Source organism: Paeniglutamicibacter antarcticus (genome assembly GCF_039544305.1).
In the GTDB taxonomy this organism is placed as follows: Bacteria; Actinomycetota; Actinomycetes; order Actinomycetales; family Micrococcaceae; genus Paeniglutamicibacter; species Paeniglutamicibacter antarcticus_C.
The window spans coordinates 58492-74067 of the sequence record NZ_BAABLK010000013.1 but is presented as its reverse complement, the minus strand read 5'-3'; the positions used below and the strand labels follow the sequence as shown (position 1 = coordinate 74067).

17 protein-coding genes and 2 riboswitches are annotated in these 15576 nt (G+C 63.9%); of the genes, 16 read left to right on the top strand and 1 reads right to left on the bottom strand.

Annotated features, from left to right (window positions below):
• Positions 1-64: 64 nt before the first annotated feature.
• From ABEA12_RS03780 to ABEA12_RS03745, 8 genes are all read left to right on the top strand, one after another.
• Positions 65-364: a GNAT family N-acetyltransferase gene (locus tag ABEA12_RS03780; RefSeq protein ID WP_345466477.1), complete on the top strand. Its 300-nt coding sequence runs from the start codon at positions 65-67 to the stop codon at positions 362-364.
• A gap of 104 nt (positions 365-468) precedes the next feature.
• A riboswitch (Fluoride riboswitch) is annotated at positions 469-545 on the top strand.
• Between the two features lie 20 nt (positions 546-565).
• Entirely contained in the window at positions 566-1321 is a 756-nt protein-coding gene (locus ABEA12_RS03775; protein ID WP_210101090.1) for a 2,3-bisphosphoglycerate-dependent phosphoglycerate mutase, read from the top strand.
• Positions 1322-1379: 58 nt separating this feature from the next.
• Complete coding sequence (gene eno / locus ABEA12_RS03770; RefSeq protein ID WP_210101089.1) at positions 1380-2678, top strand: phosphopyruvate hydratase; 1299 nt, start codon at positions 1380-1382, stop codon at positions 2676-2678.
• Positions 2671-3192, top strand: a complete 522-nt coding sequence (locus tag ABEA12_RS03765) for a universal stress protein (protein ID WP_210101088.1) — start codon at positions 2671-2673, stop codon at positions 3190-3192. Before eno ends, ABEA12_RS03765 begins: the two co-directional genes overlap by 8 nt.
• Complete coding sequence (locus tag ABEA12_RS03760) at positions 3189-3740, top strand: fluoride efflux transporter FluC (RefSeq protein ID WP_210101087.1); 552 nt, start codon at positions 3189-3191, stop codon at positions 3738-3740. Before ABEA12_RS03765 ends, ABEA12_RS03760 begins: the two co-directional genes overlap by 4 nt.
• On the top strand, positions 3737-4105 hold the full coding sequence (locus ABEA12_RS03755) for a fluoride efflux transporter FluC (RefSeq protein ID WP_210101086.1): 369 nt from the start codon (positions 3737-3739) through the stop codon (positions 4103-4105). Before ABEA12_RS03760 ends, ABEA12_RS03755 begins: the two co-directional genes overlap by 4 nt.
• Before the next feature lie 64 nt (positions 4106-4169).
• Positions 4170-4248: riboswitch (Fluoride riboswitch) on the top strand.
• A gap of 16 nt (positions 4249-4264) precedes the next feature.
• Positions 4265-5842 (top strand): MutS-related protein, encoded by a 1578-nt coding sequence (locus tag ABEA12_RS03750; protein WP_210101085.1) that lies wholly within the window; start codon positions 4265-4267, stop codon positions 5840-5842.
• Positions 5839-7371 (top strand): MutS-related protein, encoded by a 1533-nt coding sequence (locus tag ABEA12_RS03745; protein ID WP_210101084.1) that lies wholly within the window; start codon positions 5839-5841, stop codon positions 7369-7371. The genes ABEA12_RS03750 and ABEA12_RS03745 overlap by 4 nt, the downstream gene beginning before the upstream one ends.
• Positions 7372-7397: 26 nt before the next feature.
• Here the strand turns inward: ABEA12_RS03745 and ABEA12_RS03740 are convergent, their stop codons facing one another.
• Positions 7398-8024 (bottom strand): TIGR03085 family metal-binding protein, encoded by a 627-nt coding sequence (locus ABEA12_RS03740; protein WP_210101083.1) that lies wholly within the window; start codon positions 8022-8024, stop codon positions 7398-7400.
• 142 nt (positions 8025-8166) lie between these two features.
• Here ABEA12_RS03740 and hisI point away from each other — a divergent pair, with 142 nt between their 5' ends.
• The 8 genes from hisI (at position 8167) to lgt (ending at position 15144) form a co-directional block, all read left to right on the top strand.
• Positions 8167-8568, top strand: coding sequence for a phosphoribosyl-AMP cyclohydrolase (hisI, locus tag ABEA12_RS03735; protein WP_210101082.1), 402 nt, complete (start codon positions 8167-8169; stop codon positions 8566-8568).
• A 48-nt stretch (positions 8569-8616) separates the two neighbouring features.
• On the top strand, positions 8617-10176 hold the full coding sequence (locus tag ABEA12_RS03730) for an anthranilate synthase component I (protein ID WP_210101081.1): 1560 nt from the start codon (positions 8617-8619) through the stop codon (positions 10174-10176).
• Complete coding sequence (locus ABEA12_RS03725) at positions 10173-10784, top strand: Trp biosynthesis-associated membrane protein (protein ID WP_210101080.1); 612 nt, start codon at positions 10173-10175, stop codon at positions 10782-10784. The genes ABEA12_RS03730 and ABEA12_RS03725 overlap by 4 nt, the downstream gene beginning before the upstream one ends.
• Positions 10785-10897: 113 nt before the next feature.
• Positions 10898-11149 (top strand): HGxxPAAW family protein, encoded by a 252-nt coding sequence (locus ABEA12_RS03720; protein ID WP_210101079.1) that lies wholly within the window; start codon positions 10898-10900, stop codon positions 11147-11149.
• A gap of 2 nt (positions 11150-11151) precedes the next feature.
• A complete protein-coding gene (gene trpC / locus ABEA12_RS03715) occupies positions 11152-11988 on the top strand; it encodes an indole-3-glycerol phosphate synthase TrpC (protein ID WP_210101078.1) in 837 nt (278 codons plus the stop codon).
• Between the two features lie 47 nt (positions 11989-12035).
• Entirely contained in the window at positions 12036-13328 is a 1293-nt protein-coding gene (gene trpB / locus ABEA12_RS03710; RefSeq protein WP_210101077.1) for a tryptophan synthase subunit beta, read from the top strand.
• Positions 13325-14119 (top strand): tryptophan synthase subunit alpha, encoded by a 795-nt coding sequence (trpA, locus tag ABEA12_RS03705; protein WP_210101076.1) that lies wholly within the window; start codon positions 13325-13327, stop codon positions 14117-14119. Before trpB ends, trpA begins: the two co-directional genes overlap by 4 nt.
• Complete coding sequence (gene lgt, locus ABEA12_RS03700; RefSeq protein ID WP_210101075.1) at positions 14116-15144, top strand: prolipoprotein diacylglyceryl transferase; 1029 nt, start codon at positions 14116-14118, stop codon at positions 15142-15144. The genes trpA and lgt overlap by 4 nt, the downstream gene beginning before the upstream one ends.
• Positions 15145-15576 lie beyond the last annotated feature (432 nt).

The window sequence follows — 15576 nt, the reverse complement described above, 5'->3', positions numbered from 1 at the left end:
GCTAGCGGGCGGCCAGAGGATTCAACTAACGCAACTGCATCGGCTTTGAACTCATCAGAGTAGGTTGGTCGAGAAGACATGGGAACAATCCTTTCAGGAACTGTCTCATATCAGTAGTACACCTCATACCCGTGTTGGCTCCCGGTCCCGCGGCTACGGCCGTTCGGTGGTTCGGTCCCTGATCGAAGAAGCCTCAAGACGGAACCTCGAAGAGATCTGGCTGCAGGTCGCTGAATCCAACTCGGTGGCCCTCGGACTCTACGGGTCCCTGGGATTTGAAACCATCTCCGGCTACCACTACCGGCAAGCACCCGGCGCGGAGCCGACAGGCGATCCGTCACCACTGCTGCGCTTGGGTTCATAGGCCGCAGCCGAAACACGGGTTTCCTTTTGATGAAACGTAGCGGCCATGCGGCGATTAGCGCGGCTCGACACCGAGCTGGTGTCCGGCGTCAGTGACGTTGTAAGATTGATGATGGCGATGGATCCCGCCGGAACTGCCTTGCAGTTCGAACCGCCGTCCGGCTAATGGTTCCTGCCTTTGCTGCTCAGAGGTAGGTGCACCATGCCCGATCACGGAACCCTTGTCCTTTTGCGCCACGGCGAAAGCACGCTGAACGCGCAGGGCCGGTTCACCGGTCTGCTCAACCCGCCGCTGACAGCCCGGGGTCGAGCCCAATCGCTCAAGGCCGCCGCGGTCCTCGCATCCGCTGGCTTCCTCCCGGAGCTCATTTATTCCTCGACGATGGTCCGCGCGACGGAAACCGGTGAGTTGCTCACCGCGGCGCTGACCCGCGGAAAGGTTCCGGTGAGCAAGGCCTGGGAACTCAATGAACGCAGCTACGGTGCCCTTACCGGGCGGCGCCGAACCGAACTCCTGGAAGAGTTCGGGCTCCAGATGCTCCACCGTTGGCGCCGGTCCCTTGATGAAGCCCCGCCGCCCATGAGCGCACGACTGTTGACTACCATCGGCCGAAACAGCGCGGTGGCGGCGATGCCCCAGGGCGCCGCTCACGCAACCGAGTCGCTGAACGCCGTTGCCACCAGGATCCGGGGGTTCTGGCAGGGAACCCTGAGACCCGCGCTGGAGGCCGGTTCCGATGTCTTGGTTGTTGGCCATGGCAATTCCCTGCGTGCCCTGTGCCTGGTGATCGATTCCCTGGGCGAGGACGAGGTGGAATCGCTGAACCTACCTACAGGTCATCCACTGGAATACGGCTTCGATCCCGGATTCCTTCCCTCCCCGAGAGGCGGAACCTACCTGGATCCCTCCGCTGCGGCCGCAGCCGTTGACCTTCTCGCTGCCGGCGGCGGTACGTGAGCGTAGCGCTCTTTACGGCCTTGACCATTAGCATTGTTCCCTGACAGGAGTATCCACCATGAACGACGTGACCTTCACCGCGGTCCATGCCTTGCAGATCCTTGATTCGCGCGGCCATCCCACCCTCCAAGTGGCACTGACGTGCCAGGGAGGTTCCGTCCTGACGGCCTCGGCGCCTTCGGGAGCATCCACAGGAACCCACGAAGCCGTTGAACTGCGCGACGGTGGAAGAAACTATTCGGGGCGCGGAGTGGAATCCGCGGTTGCCGGCATCAACACGGCCATCGCTGAGCTGTTGCTCTCAAGACCCTGGCCGAGCCAACGATCCCTTGATGGCGCCTTGTGCGAGCTGGACGGCACGGCGGATAAATCCCGGCTGGGGGCAAACGCCATCGTAGCGGTGTCCATGGCAGCGGCACGTGCCTTTGCCTCGGTCGCTGGACAGCCGTTGCACGCCTGGATCGGGAAAACCGTTGGACGCGCAGGGCGGTTGCCCGTCCCGCACTTCAACGTCCTTAACGGCGGCGCCCACGCAGCGAACCCGCTGGCATTCCAGGAATTCATGATCGCGCCCACCGGGGCGCGGAACCTGCCCGAGGCCATCCGGTGGGGCTCGGAGGTCTACCATGCGCTGGGCACAGTGCTGCGAGCCAAGGGCATGTCCACGGGTCTTGGGGACGAGGGCGGATACGCGCCGGAGATCTCCTCGGCCCAGGAGGCGCTGGAGCTGATAACGAAGGCCATCGAGGAGGCAGGCCACAGCCCCGGGACGGACGGGGTATCCATCGCCCTGGACCCGGCAGCAAACTATTTTTACCGCGACGGAGTTTATGAGCTGAACGGGAGCTCCTACTCCTCCACCGAGTTGGTGGGCTACTACGAGAAGCTGGTCGCCAACTACCCGATCCGCAGCCTGGAGGACCCCCTGGCCGAGGAGGACGCCCACGGATGGACGGAGCTGACGGCGCGCTTGGGCAACTTGGTGCAGGTGGTGGGGGATGACATATTCGTTACCAACCCCGAGCTGCTGCGCACCGGAATCCAGAACGCGTCAGCCAACGCCGTCTTGCTCAAACCCAACCAAATCGGCACCGTGAGCCAAACACTGGACACCTTCACCATCGCCGAGCACGGCGGCTTCAGCTCCATGGTTTCCCACCGGTCCGGGGAAACCATGGACAGCTTTGTGGCAGACCTGGCCGTTGGCCTGGGCTGCGGCCAGCTCAAGTCCGGTGCCCCCGCCCGTGGAGAACGGGTGGCCAAATACAACCGGCTCCTCGAAATCTCCGACGCCCATCCGCTGTTGCCCTACGGGCTCGGCACCCCTCATCGTGAAACGGAGCCCAACCATGACTAAGGCGCAACCACCCCGTGAGAACCCGCACCGCATCCGCGGCCCAGTCTTGATGGGCGTCGTCCCGGGCCAACCACTGGCCGTCACCCACCGCGCAGCCGAGCTTGCCTACAGCCTGGACGTCGAGCTCTTCTGCGCCTACGTCGATGCTTCCAGCTATCCGACGGGGGAGGGCCCGGACGGCTCGGTCGGTTCGAGGCCCATCGACCCGGACGGGGTTGACGACGAGGGTGATTCCGGCTCGTTGGCCATCGAAAACCGGCTCTCCGCGGTCCTGTCCCCGTACGGGATCAGCTGGAGCTACCGAAGAATGGCCGGGGATCCCGCCCGTGCACTGGGGCGCCTGGCGCAAAAGGTGGACGCGTCGGTGATCGTCGTCGGCACCCGGGAACGCGGAATGGGCCACAAGCTTGAGGAAATGTTGACCGGTTCCGTCGCTGTCCACTTGGCACACCGCCAGTGCACCCCTGTGCTTGTTGTGCCGTTGGATCCACACACCTCGGGAGCCGCGGAATGAACGACTCCGATGTGAACGCAACACCCAAGGCGGAAACGCTGCCGGTAGACAGCGATGTCGATGTTGTATTGCCCAAGAGCCGGCGCCGCGCGATACACCTGCACCCCGGCTACATCGGTCTGGTCGTCGTTGGCGGAATGCTGGGAACCTTGGCACGGTACGGTCTCGAGGACGTGATCCCCGCCCCCGGCGGCTGGCCGCTGCCGACCTTGCTCATCAATCTCGCCGGTGCCCTTGCCCTCGGCGCCCTGCTGGAGGGGCTGTCCCGGCGCGGACCCGAAACCGGGCGGCTGCGGATGATCCGGTTGCTGGCCGGAACCGGCTTCCTCGGCGCCTTCACCACCTACAGCACCCTTGCACTGGAAGCCACCATGCTCATGGATGCAGACCGGGCCGCTACTTCGGCGCTGTACCTGGCAGCCAGCCTGGTTGGCGGTCTGTGCGCCACCACAGCCGGAATCTGGATCGCCGCCCGACACCACCACGGGCTTGTTGCACGGCAGCGCCAGACGCACCAAAACCCCTCAACGCAAGGAGGACGGCCATGATCGTCGCATTGCTGGCCCTGGCCGGCGGACTGGGCGCTGGAACCCGCTTCACGATGGACGGATTGCTCCGCTCCTGGTTCCGGACCGCCTTGCCCGTCGGGACCATGATCATCAACACCACCGGTTCGCTTCTGATCGGATTGCTGGCGGGGTTGGTTCTGGCCCACCAAGTCAATCCCGGACTGGAAATCGTGCTGGGGACCGGATTCATGGGTGGCTACACCACCTTCAGCACAGCCAGTTTCGAGACGGTGCGACTGATCCAGACCGGCAGGACCGGCTTCGCACTGATCAACGGTATCGGCACCCTGGTCCTGACGGTTGCCGCCGCAGTTCTCGGGCTTGGAATCGGACGTGCCTTCTGAGTCGGCATCGAGGCGGTTCGGTGGCCTTCGCGGTGTTCCCATCGCGACGAAATCGGAATATCCTGAAACCAGAGGCGATGGAACCCGCCCGAATCAGCTAAACGATTCCAACTGCCGCTCCGGCTTATGGCTCCTGTCCCACAAGGACGGAGACACGCAATGTTCACGGAAACACGGAACGCGGAAGCACCAATACCCGCGCCCGAGACATTCTCGAGCATCGTCTTTGAGCGACCGGAAAGCCCCGAGATGCCTCCGGGCCCCGAACAAGCCGTGGCCCTGGTCGATCTCCAGCTCAACCAGGTCATTGGCGCAGTCGTTGCCGGACGCGAGCAATACGACCTCACCCCCTACTTCCTGCGTCCGTTGGGGACAACACGGGAAATCACCTACCGCCACGAGATCATAGCTGACCTGGGCACGGTCGCCATCCGCAACATCGTTGACACCTTCGCCCGAAACCTCCAGCAGATGCGCAAGCACCTGAAGCAGGCTGCGGCGCTGGGCTACATCCACCAACGGCAGGCGGTATTCGTGGTTGCCGCCCAGGCTTACTGTTCGGCCGTCGAGGAACTACGCAACGCCTTGGACGCTGCGGTCCCAGGTTCACCCGGATTCCGGCGTTTCAAGTCATACGTCCAGGCCTATGCCGGATCCGGGGCCTACCAGGTGCTGGCCACCGAGGTCCGGTCGGTCCTGAAGGAACTGGAATCGATCCGGTATTGCTTCCGGATCAACGGGGCCAGGGTCACCGTCTCGCGGTACGAGGAAGAAACGGACTATGCCCGCGAAGTCCAGGAAACCTTCGAGCGCTTTCAACAAGATGCCCCCGAAACCAAGGCGAAAAAGCCGCGGACGGTCATCGAGATGGACCGGGTCGAGGCCATGGTCCTAGACCGGGTTGCCTTGCTGTTCCCCGAGGCCTTCGGCGCCCTCGACGATTTCCACAGGAAGTATGCGGACTTCACCGACGAGGTGCTGGTCCGATTCGACCGGGAAATCCAGTTCTACCTGGCCTACCTGGACCACACCGAAGCCCTCCAGGAAGCAGGACTGCACTTTTGCGTCCCTACCGTGAGCGTTTCAAAGGAGGTGTGCGCCGAGGAAACCTTCGACCTCGCCCTGGCCCAGCTGCTTGTCGCCAAGCACCGGCGGGTAATAGCCAACGATTTCCGGCTTCTGTCCCCGGAACGGATCATTGTGGTTTCCGGTCCCAACCAAGGCGGCAAGACCACTTTCGCCCGTACCGTCGGACAACTGCACTACCTCGGCTCACTCGGACTGACCGTCCCGGGAACCCGTGCCGAGCTGTTCCTCCCGGAGAAGATCTTCACCCACTTCGAGCACGGTGAAAATACCGCGGACCTTCGCGGGAAACTCATGGACGACCTCGTCCGCATCCACCGCATCATCAAAGACGCCACCCCGGACAGCCTGGTCATCCTCAACGAGATCTTCACCTCCACCACCCTTGAGGACGCCATCAACCTGGGCGGACGGATCCTTGGCAGGCTAAGCGACCTTGGCGTTCTCTGCGTCTGCGTGACCTTCGTCGACGAGCTTGCCTCGCTGAACGAAGCCACCGTGAGCATGGTCAGCACCGTTGAGGCCAACGACCCGGCCAAGCGGACCTTCAAGGTCATTCGGAAAACGGCAGACGGGCTTGCCTACGCCATGGTCCTGGCCCGCAAGTACCGTCTCACCCACGACCAACTCAAGGAAAGGATCACACCATGAAGGCCTTTTTGATGTACCAAGACCGGGACCTGGACCGCGGCGAGAAGGCTTCCACCCGGACCAGGGCCCTGGATCGGGACCTTGACCTGGGGCGGGTGTGCACGGCCATGGCGGCCTCCGACCCGTACTTGCAAAACACGGCGGAGCAATCGCTGCGCGCCCCGTTGGGCGCGGCGGAGGACATCACCTACCGCCAGCGCATACTCATTGACGTCCTGGAGAAACCGGATGTCGCCAGGGACCTCTACACCTTGGCGGAGGAGACAGTCACGGCGGAAAAAAAGATCTATCGCGGCAACTTCTTCAGCTATCCCGATGCGGTGCTGCGCCGTTCCATCGAATCCCTGGAACTGCTGATCGTGATGCTGCGCCGGTTGCGCGCGATCGCCGACGAGCACGGCACGGAATTCAGTTCGCCGGGCTTCAGCAGGTTCTTCGCCATGATCACCCGTGAACTGGACGAAGACTACTTCCAGCTCGTCGCCGGGCACCTGAAGGGACTGCGCCTGCGCCACGGCGTCATGGTCAGCGCCAGCCTTGGCTATGCAAACAACGGAGGGGGCTACACCCTGCGACGGCCCAACCCCAGGGAAGGAAACTGGGTTCAACGTATTTACCGAAAGCCAATCGAAAGCTATTCCTTCGAGATCAGTCCCCGGGACGAGGCCGGAGCCAGGGCCCTTTCCGCCCTGCACAACCAAAGCGTCGCCCTGGCCGCGCACGCACTTGATGTCTCCGACAGCCACATCCTGAGCTTCTTCACCATGCTGCGGGCCGAACTTGCCTTCTACATCGGATGCCTGAACCTGCGGGAGGCGCTGAGTGCCAACGCCGGGCCGATCTGCTTCCCGAAGCCGGAACCGGCGGGCACCAACGAGCTCGGTGCCCACGGACTCTACGACCTTTCCCTGGCGCTGACGGGCGCGCCGTCGGTGGTGGGCAACGACCTGGACGCCGGAGGCAAGAACCTCATCATGGTCACCGGGGCAAACGAGGGCGGGAAATCGACGTTCCTGCGCAGTCTCGGTGCGGCCCAGCTGATGATGCAATGCGGGATGTTCGTCTGTGCCGAGTACTTTTGCTCAAGCATCAGCGATGCGATCCACACCCATTTCAAGCGCGAGGAGGATGCGGAACTCAACAGCGGCAAGCTCGACGAGGAGCTCGAACGGATGAGCGAGATCGCGGATACCATTTCCCCGCAGTCACTCGTGCTCTTCAACGAATCCTTCTCGGCCACCAATGAACGCGAAGGATCGGCCATCGCCCGGAACATCATCTCCGCGCTGGTGGAGTCACGGATGCGCGTCGTGTTCGTAACCCACTTCTTTGACCTTTCCCACGGACTCTACGAGCAGCACTTCTCAGGAGCCCTGTTCCTGCAGGCCCAAAGGACATCAGACGGCCGGCGGACCCACCGCATCGTGGAAGGGGAACCTGCACGCACCAGCTATGGCGAGGATCTCTACGAGCAGGTGTTCGGAAGCGCAGTTGCGGGCGTTTCGGCTCATGGCGGGGACAGCCTATAGTCCGTGCCGGGGTGTTCCGGGCAGGATCAGGTCGCAAGCGACGCGATGGCTTCCTTGGTTCCCTCGAAGGTCACCAAGGCCTCGGCACGCCGGCCGGAGGCGTGCAGCAAAAGCTCACCGGGCCGCCCGGTGATGGCCACCGAGGAGGCCGCCTTGCGCACCACATGGCGTTGGCCATCGGGGCGGACAAGGATGACTCCCGTGTCTGTGCCCCGATAGTAAAGCCCGGCCCGGCGCACCAGATCCGTCCACAAAAGGTCTTCGTAGCGCGAATCAAGCACGCGCGGTGCCCAACGGCCACCCGCGCGGCGGACATCCTCCGTGTGGATGAAAAACTCGGAAAGGTTCGCCGAATGGTCGACCCGGGACAGGGATAACGGGGAAAGCCTGGGGGCGCCGTGCCGGAACTCGTTGAGCAGGTCGATAAAAGCGCCGCGGTCCCGTGCCGCGCTTGCACGCCGGTCCAGCTCGACTTCCATCCGGTGCGCCAGCGGCTTGAGCAACAGTCCCGCGGCGAGCCAGGAACGCTCGCGCAGGACCAGGTGCGCGGCCAAGTGACGTGCCTGCCATCCAGAGCACAACGTAGGAGCCGTTGGCCCTGCCGCCAGCAGGACTTCGGCCAGTAGTTCACGCGAGGCTGGTACGAAATTCATCACTTCGAAACTAACACGTCCGGGGGCACTTCGAGCCCGTGTGTCGCGCACCGGCCAGCCGCGTGGGGCCAAAAGGACATGGGGTGCCGCCGGAGTGCGTTTTAGCCCCTCTTTCACGGTTCGTGGCACTAGACTGGTAGGGATGTCGCAGAACCCAGCCTTCGCCGCTCCCGCCACCGTCGACGGGAAATTGTCCGACCAGATTTCCGCTGCCCTGAAGAAGGATGCCGAAGGCTTGGTCGCCGCCATCATCCAGCAACATGGCACCGGCGAGGTGCTGATGCTCGGATGGATGGACGAGGAAGCCCTTCGCCGCACCCTGAGCACCGGCCGGGTGACCTTCTGGTCTCGCTCGCGCAAGGAATACTGGCGCAAGGGCGACACCTCCGGGAACTCCCAGCTGGTTCGCTCAGCGGCCCTTGACTGCGACGGCGACGCCCTGGTCGTTGTCGTCGACCAGGTCGGTGCCGCCTGCCACACCGGAGCTCACACCTGCTTCGACGGGCGCGAACTGCCCGCCGTGGTCGGCCGCCGCGTATCCTGAGCACACCCCATTACTGACAACAGCACACGCAAGGAACCTTCTTCGCCCATGCAAGCTCTCGGTGCACTATCACCCACCCGCGAGCAATTCCGCGCACTCGCTGCGGATCGCCGCGTCATCCCCGTGACCATGAAGGTGCTGGCCGATTCGCTGACACCTATTTCCATCTACCGCCGGCTAGCCGGCGGCCGGCCCGGCACCTTCCTGATGGAATCCGCGGCCGCCGGGGGAGTGTGGAGCCGCTACTCGTTCATCGGGGTGAATTCCCCTGCCACCTTGACCACCCTGGACGGCAAGGCGCACTGGCAGGGATCCGCCCCGGCGGGGATGCCAACGGAGGGCAACCCGGTGCAGGTGCTGCGCGACACGGTGCGCTCCCTGCGCACCGAACCGCTGGAGGGGCTTCCTCCCTTGACCAGCGGCATGGTTGGATTCATCGGCTGGGAAGCGGTGCGGCACTGGGAAAAGCTGCCCAATCCGCCGGCCGACGACCTGCACCTGCCCGAGCTGGCGATGAACCTGGTCGGGGACATGGCCGTGCATGACAACACCGACGGCACCCTGACCCTGGTTGCCAACGCCATCAACTTCAACGGCACCACCGAAGGCGTCGACGGGGCCTACGACCATGGCGTCGCACGCCTGCGCGGGATGCTCGATGCCTTGGGCGAAGCCAGGGAGAACCCGGTCTCCGCGCTTTCGGGAACCGACGTGCCCACCGACGAGCTGATGAATGCGGTCACGCATTCCTGGGACGAGGATTCCTACCGCCAAGCGGTGTTGCGCGGCAAGGAAGCGATCGTGGACGGTGAGGTCTTCCAGGTCGTGGTCTCCAGGCGCTTCGAGCTTGAGACCCATGCGGACCCGCTGGATGTCTACCGGATCCTGCGGGCCACCAACCCCAGCCCGTACATGTACCTTTTCTCCCTCCAGGACGCCCACGGCAAGGACTACTCCATCGTCGGTTCATCGCCCGAGGCACTGGTGACCGTCAACGACGACCATGTGGTCACCCACCCGATCGCAGGCTCGCGCCCGCGCGGGAACACCTACGAGGACGATGCCCAACACGAAAAGAACCTGCTCAATGACGAGAAAGAACGTGCCGAGCACCTGATGCTCGTCGATCTCTCGCGCAACGACCTCTCAAAGGTCTGCGTGCCGGGATCGGTGGAGGTCACCCAGTTCATGGAGGTCGAGCGCTTCAGCCACATCATGCACCTGGTCTCTAACGTGGTGGGCAAGCTGAACCCGGGCACCGACGGCTACGACGTGCTCGCGGCCACCTTCCCGGCAGGCACGCTCTCCGGGGCCCCCAAGCCCCGTGCACTCTCGCTGCTTGACGAACTCGAACCCCACCGCCGCGGCATCTACGGAGGTGTTGTCGGCTACCTGGACTTCACCGGGGACATGGACATGGCCATCGCGATCCGCTCCGCGCTGATCAAGGGAAATCGCGCCTACGTGCAGGCCGGTGGCGGTATCGTCGCCGACTCCGAACTTGACGCAGAAGCGTTGGAAACCATCAACAAGTCGGCCGCGCCGCTGCGCGCCGTATGGGCCGCCGGATCCATGGCTGACGCAGAAGTGGACGGTGGCCGGGCATGAGCGAGGAACCACGAACAAAACCCAAGCGCAGCGCCAAGCGCACCGTACTCCTGCTTGGCCTGCTCGGTTCCGTCTTGGCGCTGGCCACCAGCACCCGGACGTGGATCAAGGTCCAGCCAGAAGTCGGCACCGTGAAGATCCCGTTGATCGAGGTCGCCGGATCCGATGCGGCTGCCGCTGTTGCGGCCTTGGCCATTGTGGCCCTTGCCGGGACGCTGGCGGCGATGATCGCCGGAAAAATCGCCCGCTACATCATTGCCGCGATCATGTTGCTGGCCGGCGGCGGTATCGCAGCGTCGGCCATTTCGGTGATCTCCGATCCGGTCTTCGCCGCAGCGACGAAGGTCGGGGATGCCACCGGGCTGAACAACTCCGGGGGCAAATACGACTTGGGTTTCTGGCCCTACGTCGCGGTGCTCGGCGGACTGGTGCTCGTGGCGGCGGCTGTGCAGCTCGGTCTCACCGGAAGGTCTTGGGCCGGATCGCGCAAATACTCACGCGAGGCCCCTGCCCCCGCAGCGGGAACGGCGGAATCCGCACCCGAAGGGAAAATCGATGAGATCGACGGTTGGGACTCGCTCTCTCGGGGGGATGATCCCACGGGATAATGCGCACACACGGCGCAACATGGCATGCCGTCGCCTTAAAGAATGGCAGAATAGAACCAAGAAAATCATCGGGAAGATTCCCGAATGGCTCAAGGTGACGAGGAGTATCCACCATGGCTAACGCCAACACCCAGATCGACCCCATGCACAGTGAAGAAGTCGGCCACGGCAACTCGAGGGCCGCATGGGCGATGTACGGCATCATGATCATCGGTGTCATCATCGGAGCCATTGCCTTCGCCGCGCACAACCCCACCATCGTTTACGTGGGTTGCGCCATCGTTGTTGTCGGCCTCATCGTCGGCTGGATCCTGAAGAAGGCCGGGTTCGGCGTCAACGGCACCAAGTCGGGTTTCTCGCACTAGCCGTGAGCGTACTGAAAGAAATCATCGCGGGCGTTCGGATTGATCTGGACGCCCGTCGGTCAATCCGGAATCATGCCCAAATCGAGCTCGATGCCGCGCAGGCCGCCCCGGCGCTCGATGCCTTTGCCGCGCTGGGAGGCGGGGAACCCGGTGCACGCGATCATGTGATGCGCGTGATTTCAGAGGTGAAGCGCAAATCGCCCTCCAAGGGCGTCTTGGCGCAGATCGGTGAGCCCGCCGAGCTGGCCAAGGCCTATGCCGTAGGCGGAGCGGCAGTGATCTCCGTGCTGACCGAGGAACGCCGGTTCGGCGGATCCTTGGCCGACTTCGACGCCGTACGTGCGGCCGTCGGGGTTCCGTTGCTGCGCAAGGACTTCACCATCGACGCTTACCAGATCCATGAGGCCCGCGCCCACGGTGCAGACCTCGTGCTGCTGATCGTCGCGGCCCTGGATGACGAGCAATTGCGTGAATTCCTTGACCTGACCCACGCGCTGGGCATGAACGCCTTGGTCGAAACGCACACCGATGAAGAAGTAGCCCGCGCGGTGGCACTGGGCTCACGGATCATCGGGGTGAACGTGCGTAACCTCAAGACCCTTGAGGTCGACCGCGGCAACTTTGCACGCCTGGCCACAGCCATTCCCTCCGACGTCGTGGTTGTCGCCGAATCCGGCGTTCGCGATGTCACGGACGTGGAGCACTACGCCGCGCACGGGGCCGATGCCGTTCTCGTGGGCGAGGCACTGGTCAAGGACAACGACCCGCGCGCCGCCATCGAGGCCTTCATCCAGGCTGGCACGGCTGCCAAGCCGGTGCGCACGCGTCAAACTCCATAGCATCACCAGCCCTATATATTCCCTGAGCCAGCAAAGGAACGCGTCAGATGAACCCGATGAACGGTGACCCAGACATGGGCGACAAGCAGCCAGCTCCCGAGGAAGCCGCCTCGCTGCGGCATGCAGCGGGCCCGTACTTCGGCGACTACGGCGGACGTTGGATGCCCGAATCGCTGATCGCCGCCATGGACCAGCTCAACGAGACCTTCGAGGCTGCCAAGGCTGACCCTGAATTCGTGGCGCAGGTCAAGGACCTGAACAAGAACTACTCCGGACGCCCTTCCCTGCTCACCGAGGCCAAGAGGTTCTCCGAGGCAGCAGGAGGGGTACGCGTGTTCCTCAAGCGCGAGGACCTCAACCACACCGGCAGCCACAAGATCAACAACGTGCTGGGCCAGGCATTGCTGGCCAAGCGCATGGGCAAGACCCGCATCATCGCCGAGACCGGAGCCGGCCAGCACGGCGTCGCCTCTGCAACCGCGGCGGCGCTGATGGGACTTGAATGCGTTGTCTACATGGGCGCGGAAGACACCCGCCGACAGTCGCTGAACGTTGCACGCATGGAACTGCTCGGTGCCACGGTGGTCCCCGTTACAGCCGGCTCCCAGACGCTCAAGGATGCCATCAACGAGGCGCTGCGCGACTGGGTCGCCAATGTCGAGACAACCCACTACCTGCTAGGCACCGCGGCCGGCGGACACCCGTTCCCGGCCATGGTGCGCTACTTCCACGAGGTCATCGGGGAGGAAGCACGCGAACAGATCCTTGCCCAGACGGGGCGGCTGCCGGACGCCGTGGCTGCCTGCATCGGCGGTGGATCCAACGCCATCGGCATCTTCCACGGCTTCCTTGACGATGCGGAAGTCGAGCTTTACGGCTTCGAGGCCGGCGGGGACGGCGTGGACACCCCGCGCCACGCCGCCACCATCACCTTTGGCCGTCCCGGCGTACTGCACGGTGCCAAGAGCTACCTGATGCAGGACGACGACGGGCAGACCATGGAATCGCACTCGATATCCGCAGGGCTTGACTACCCCGGGGTCGGACCCGAGCACGCCTACCTTGCCGACATCGGACGGGTGAAATACGAAGCGATCACCGACACCGAGGCAATGGACGCGTTCTCGCTGCTCTGCCGCACCGAGGGGATCATCCCTGCCATCGAGTCCGCGCACGCGCTGGCCGGGGTCCTAAAGATCGCCGAGCGCAAGATCGCAGCCGGCGCGAAGCCCGGGGAAACAGTGGTCATCGCCAACCTCTCGGGCCGCGGCGACAAGGACGTTGGAACCGCAGCCGAATGGTTCAACCTCATCAACACTGAAGCGAAGGATGCCAAGTGAGCCCCGTATCCAAGAGCGGTGCGGCGATTGCCGCCGCCCGTGCCGAAGGCCGTCCGGCGCTGATCTGCTACCTGCCCGCCGGTTTCCCCGACATCAAGGGAACCATTGACGCAGCAGTGGCCATGGCCGAAAACGGGGCCGACATCATCGAGGTCGGCATCCCGTACTCAGACCCGGTGATGGACGGAGCAGTCATCCAGGCCGCTACCGTGCAATCACTGGCCCAGGGCTTCAAGGTCACCCAGGTGTTCGATATCATCAAGGGAATCACCGAGCGCTGCTCGGCCACCGTGATGGTGATGACCTATTGGAACCCCGTGCTTCGCATAGGCGTGGACGAATTCTCCCGGCGGCTGGCCGAGGTCGGCGGCGCCGGCCTGATCACCCCCGACCTGGTTCCCGACGAGGCAGCCGAATGGATCGAGGCCTCGGACAAATATGATCTCGACCGTGTCTTCCTGGTCGCACCCTCGTCCACCGAAGCACGGATGAAGGCCACCGTGGAAGCAAGCCGCGGCTTCGTCTACTGCGTCTCGGTCATGGGCGTCACCGGCGCCCGCGCCGAGGTCTCGGACGCCGCTGCGGCCGTCGTTGCCGCTGCCCACGCAGCCGGCGCGGAAAACGCCTGCGTCGGGTTGGGCGTCTCGCAACGCAAGCACGTCACGGAAATTGGCGCTTACTCCGACGGGGTCATCGTGGGCACGGCGCTGGTCGCGGCCCTGGGAGACGGGGGAGTCCAAGCGGTTGCCAAGCTCACCGCCGAACTCAGCGGTAGGACCACCACCGCATGATGCCGTTGCTCTCCGCAGGTACCAACGTGCTCGTCTCCATCCCGAGTCCTCCGCCGGAATTCTCGAAGTTCTCCATCGGTCCGCTGACCATCCACGCCTACGCTATCTGCATCATGATCGGCATCGTTGCCGCCATGTGGATCGCCGCCCGTCGTTGGAAGGCCAAGGGCGGCCCGGATGAAGTGATCTGGGACATCTGCATCTGGGCGATCCCCTTCGGGATCGTCGGTGGCCGTCTCTACCACGTGCTGATCACCGACCCCGAGTACTATTTCGGGCTCGGGGGACAGACCGCGCACCTTGCCGAGATCCCGCAGATATGGGCCGGTGGGTTGGGCATCATGGGTGCCATCAGCCTTGGGGCACTCGGCGCCTGGATCGCCTGCCGCCGCGCAGGAGTGCGGCTTTCGGCCTTCCTCGACGCCGCTGCGCCAGGGGTCCTGCTGGCCCAGGCTTTCGGCCGCTGGGGCAACTGGTTCAACCAGGAACTCTTTGGTGCCCCGACCACGTTGCCGTGGGGCCTTCAGATCGACCCGAACAGCTACAATTTCCCTCCCGGGCTGCCGGCCGACACCCTGTTCCAGCCAACCTTCCTCTACGAATCGATGTGGAACGTAGCCGGCGTGCTGCTGCTGCTGGCCCTGGACAGGAAGTTCAAGCTGCGCCGAGGGGCAATGTTCTGGGCCTATATTGCGTGGTACGGCATCGGCCGGACCATCATGGAAACCATGCGCATCGATGCCGCCGACACGATCTACATCTTGGGTATCGGACTGCGCGTGCACATGTGGCTGGCCATCGCCATGATCATCATGGGCACCATCGGGATGATCATCGTGCTGACGCGCCTGCGTCCGCTGCCGGATGTCGGAGTCTACCTCAAGGGCCGCGAGCCCAAGGTGAAGAGCGTCGAAGCGACCGGGACCCAGGACCCCGACCCCCAGGCCGTGGAAAGCCCGGCATCCCCAGAGGCTGTGAAGCCCACGGATGCTCCGAAGCCGCCGAACCAGGACAACGCAAGCTAAGACCGGGTTACGGACGCTTCGCTTCATCCCGAACGCCCCCTTCATCCTTTCCCTACCGGGAACAGGACGAAGGGGGCCTTTTTGCTTCCCGGGCAAACCTGACCGAAATTTGATAAACCCAAGTCAAATTCGGCTATACGGACCGGACGAAAACTGTTGGAAACATAAGCACGTAGGCATCCGAAACATGCCGGTGCTACTCTTTTTTCACCGTGGAAGCGCCAACGGGTGCGGAACAACCGCACACCGACGCCCCACGCCTCCAGCAGCCACAAGGACGTGGAAGCACGGGACGTGAGCCCGGCCCACCGGCCCGGCGCACCCCAAGAGCCCACGCAGCAACGGTGCCCATCCTTCCCACCGCAAAGCCCCGCCCCACCAGGGCGCCGGCATTCGTGAACCCCAGAACAGACTCGGCCGCCGCCGCCCGAG

Excerpts from the sequence above, each read along its gene's own strand:
- ABEA12_RS03725 (WP_210101080.1), top strand. The coding sequence starts at position 10,173 with ATGAGCGAGGAACCACGAACAAAACCCAAGCGCAGCGCCAAGCGCACC.
- hisI (WP_210101082.1), top strand. The coding sequence starts at position 8,167 with ATGTCGCAGAACCCAGCCTTCGCCGCTCCCGCCACCGTCGACGGGAAA.
- trpB (WP_210101077.1), top strand. The coding sequence starts at position 12,036 with ATGAACCCGATGAACGGTGACCCAGACATGGGCGACAAGCAGCCAGCT.
- ABEA12_RS03775 (WP_210101090.1), top strand. The coding sequence starts at position 566 with ATGCCCGATCACGGAACCCTTGTCCTTTTGCGCCACGGCGAAAGCACG.
- ABEA12_RS03745 (WP_210101084.1), top strand. The coding sequence starts at position 5,839 with ATGAAGGCCTTTTTGATGTACCAAGACCGGGACCTGGACCGCGGCGAG.
- ABEA12_RS03730 (WP_210101081.1), top strand. The coding sequence starts at position 8,617 with ATGCAAGCTCTCGGTGCACTATCACCCACCCGCGAGCAATTCCGCGCA.
- ABEA12_RS03760 (WP_210101087.1), top strand. The coding sequence starts at position 3,189 with ATGAACGACTCCGATGTGAACGCAACACCCAAGGCGGAAACGCTGCCG.
- ABEA12_RS03765 (WP_210101088.1), top strand. The coding sequence starts at position 2,671 with ATGACTAAGGCGCAACCACCCCGTGAGAACCCGCACCGCATCCGCGGC.
- eno (WP_210101089.1), top strand. The coding sequence starts at position 1,380 with ATGAACGACGTGACCTTCACCGCGGTCCATGCCTTGCAGATCCTTGAT.
- ABEA12_RS03720 (WP_210101079.1), top strand. The coding sequence starts at position 10,898 with ATGGCTAACGCCAACACCCAGATCGACCCCATGCACAGTGAAGAAGTC.
- ABEA12_RS03755 (WP_210101086.1), top strand. The coding sequence starts at position 3,737 with ATGATCGTCGCATTGCTGGCCCTGGCCGGCGGACTGGGCGCTGGAACC.
- ABEA12_RS03740 (WP_210101083.1), bottom strand. The coding sequence starts at position 8,024 with ATGAATTTCGTACCAGCCTCGCGTGAACTACTGGCCGAAGTCCTGCTG.
- lgt (WP_210101075.1), top strand. The coding sequence starts at position 14,116 with ATGATGCCGTTGCTCTCCGCAGGTACCAACGTGCTCGTCTCCATCCCG.
- ABEA12_RS03750 (WP_210101085.1), top strand. The coding sequence starts at position 4,265 with ATGTTCACGGAAACACGGAACGCGGAAGCACCAATACCCGCGCCCGAG.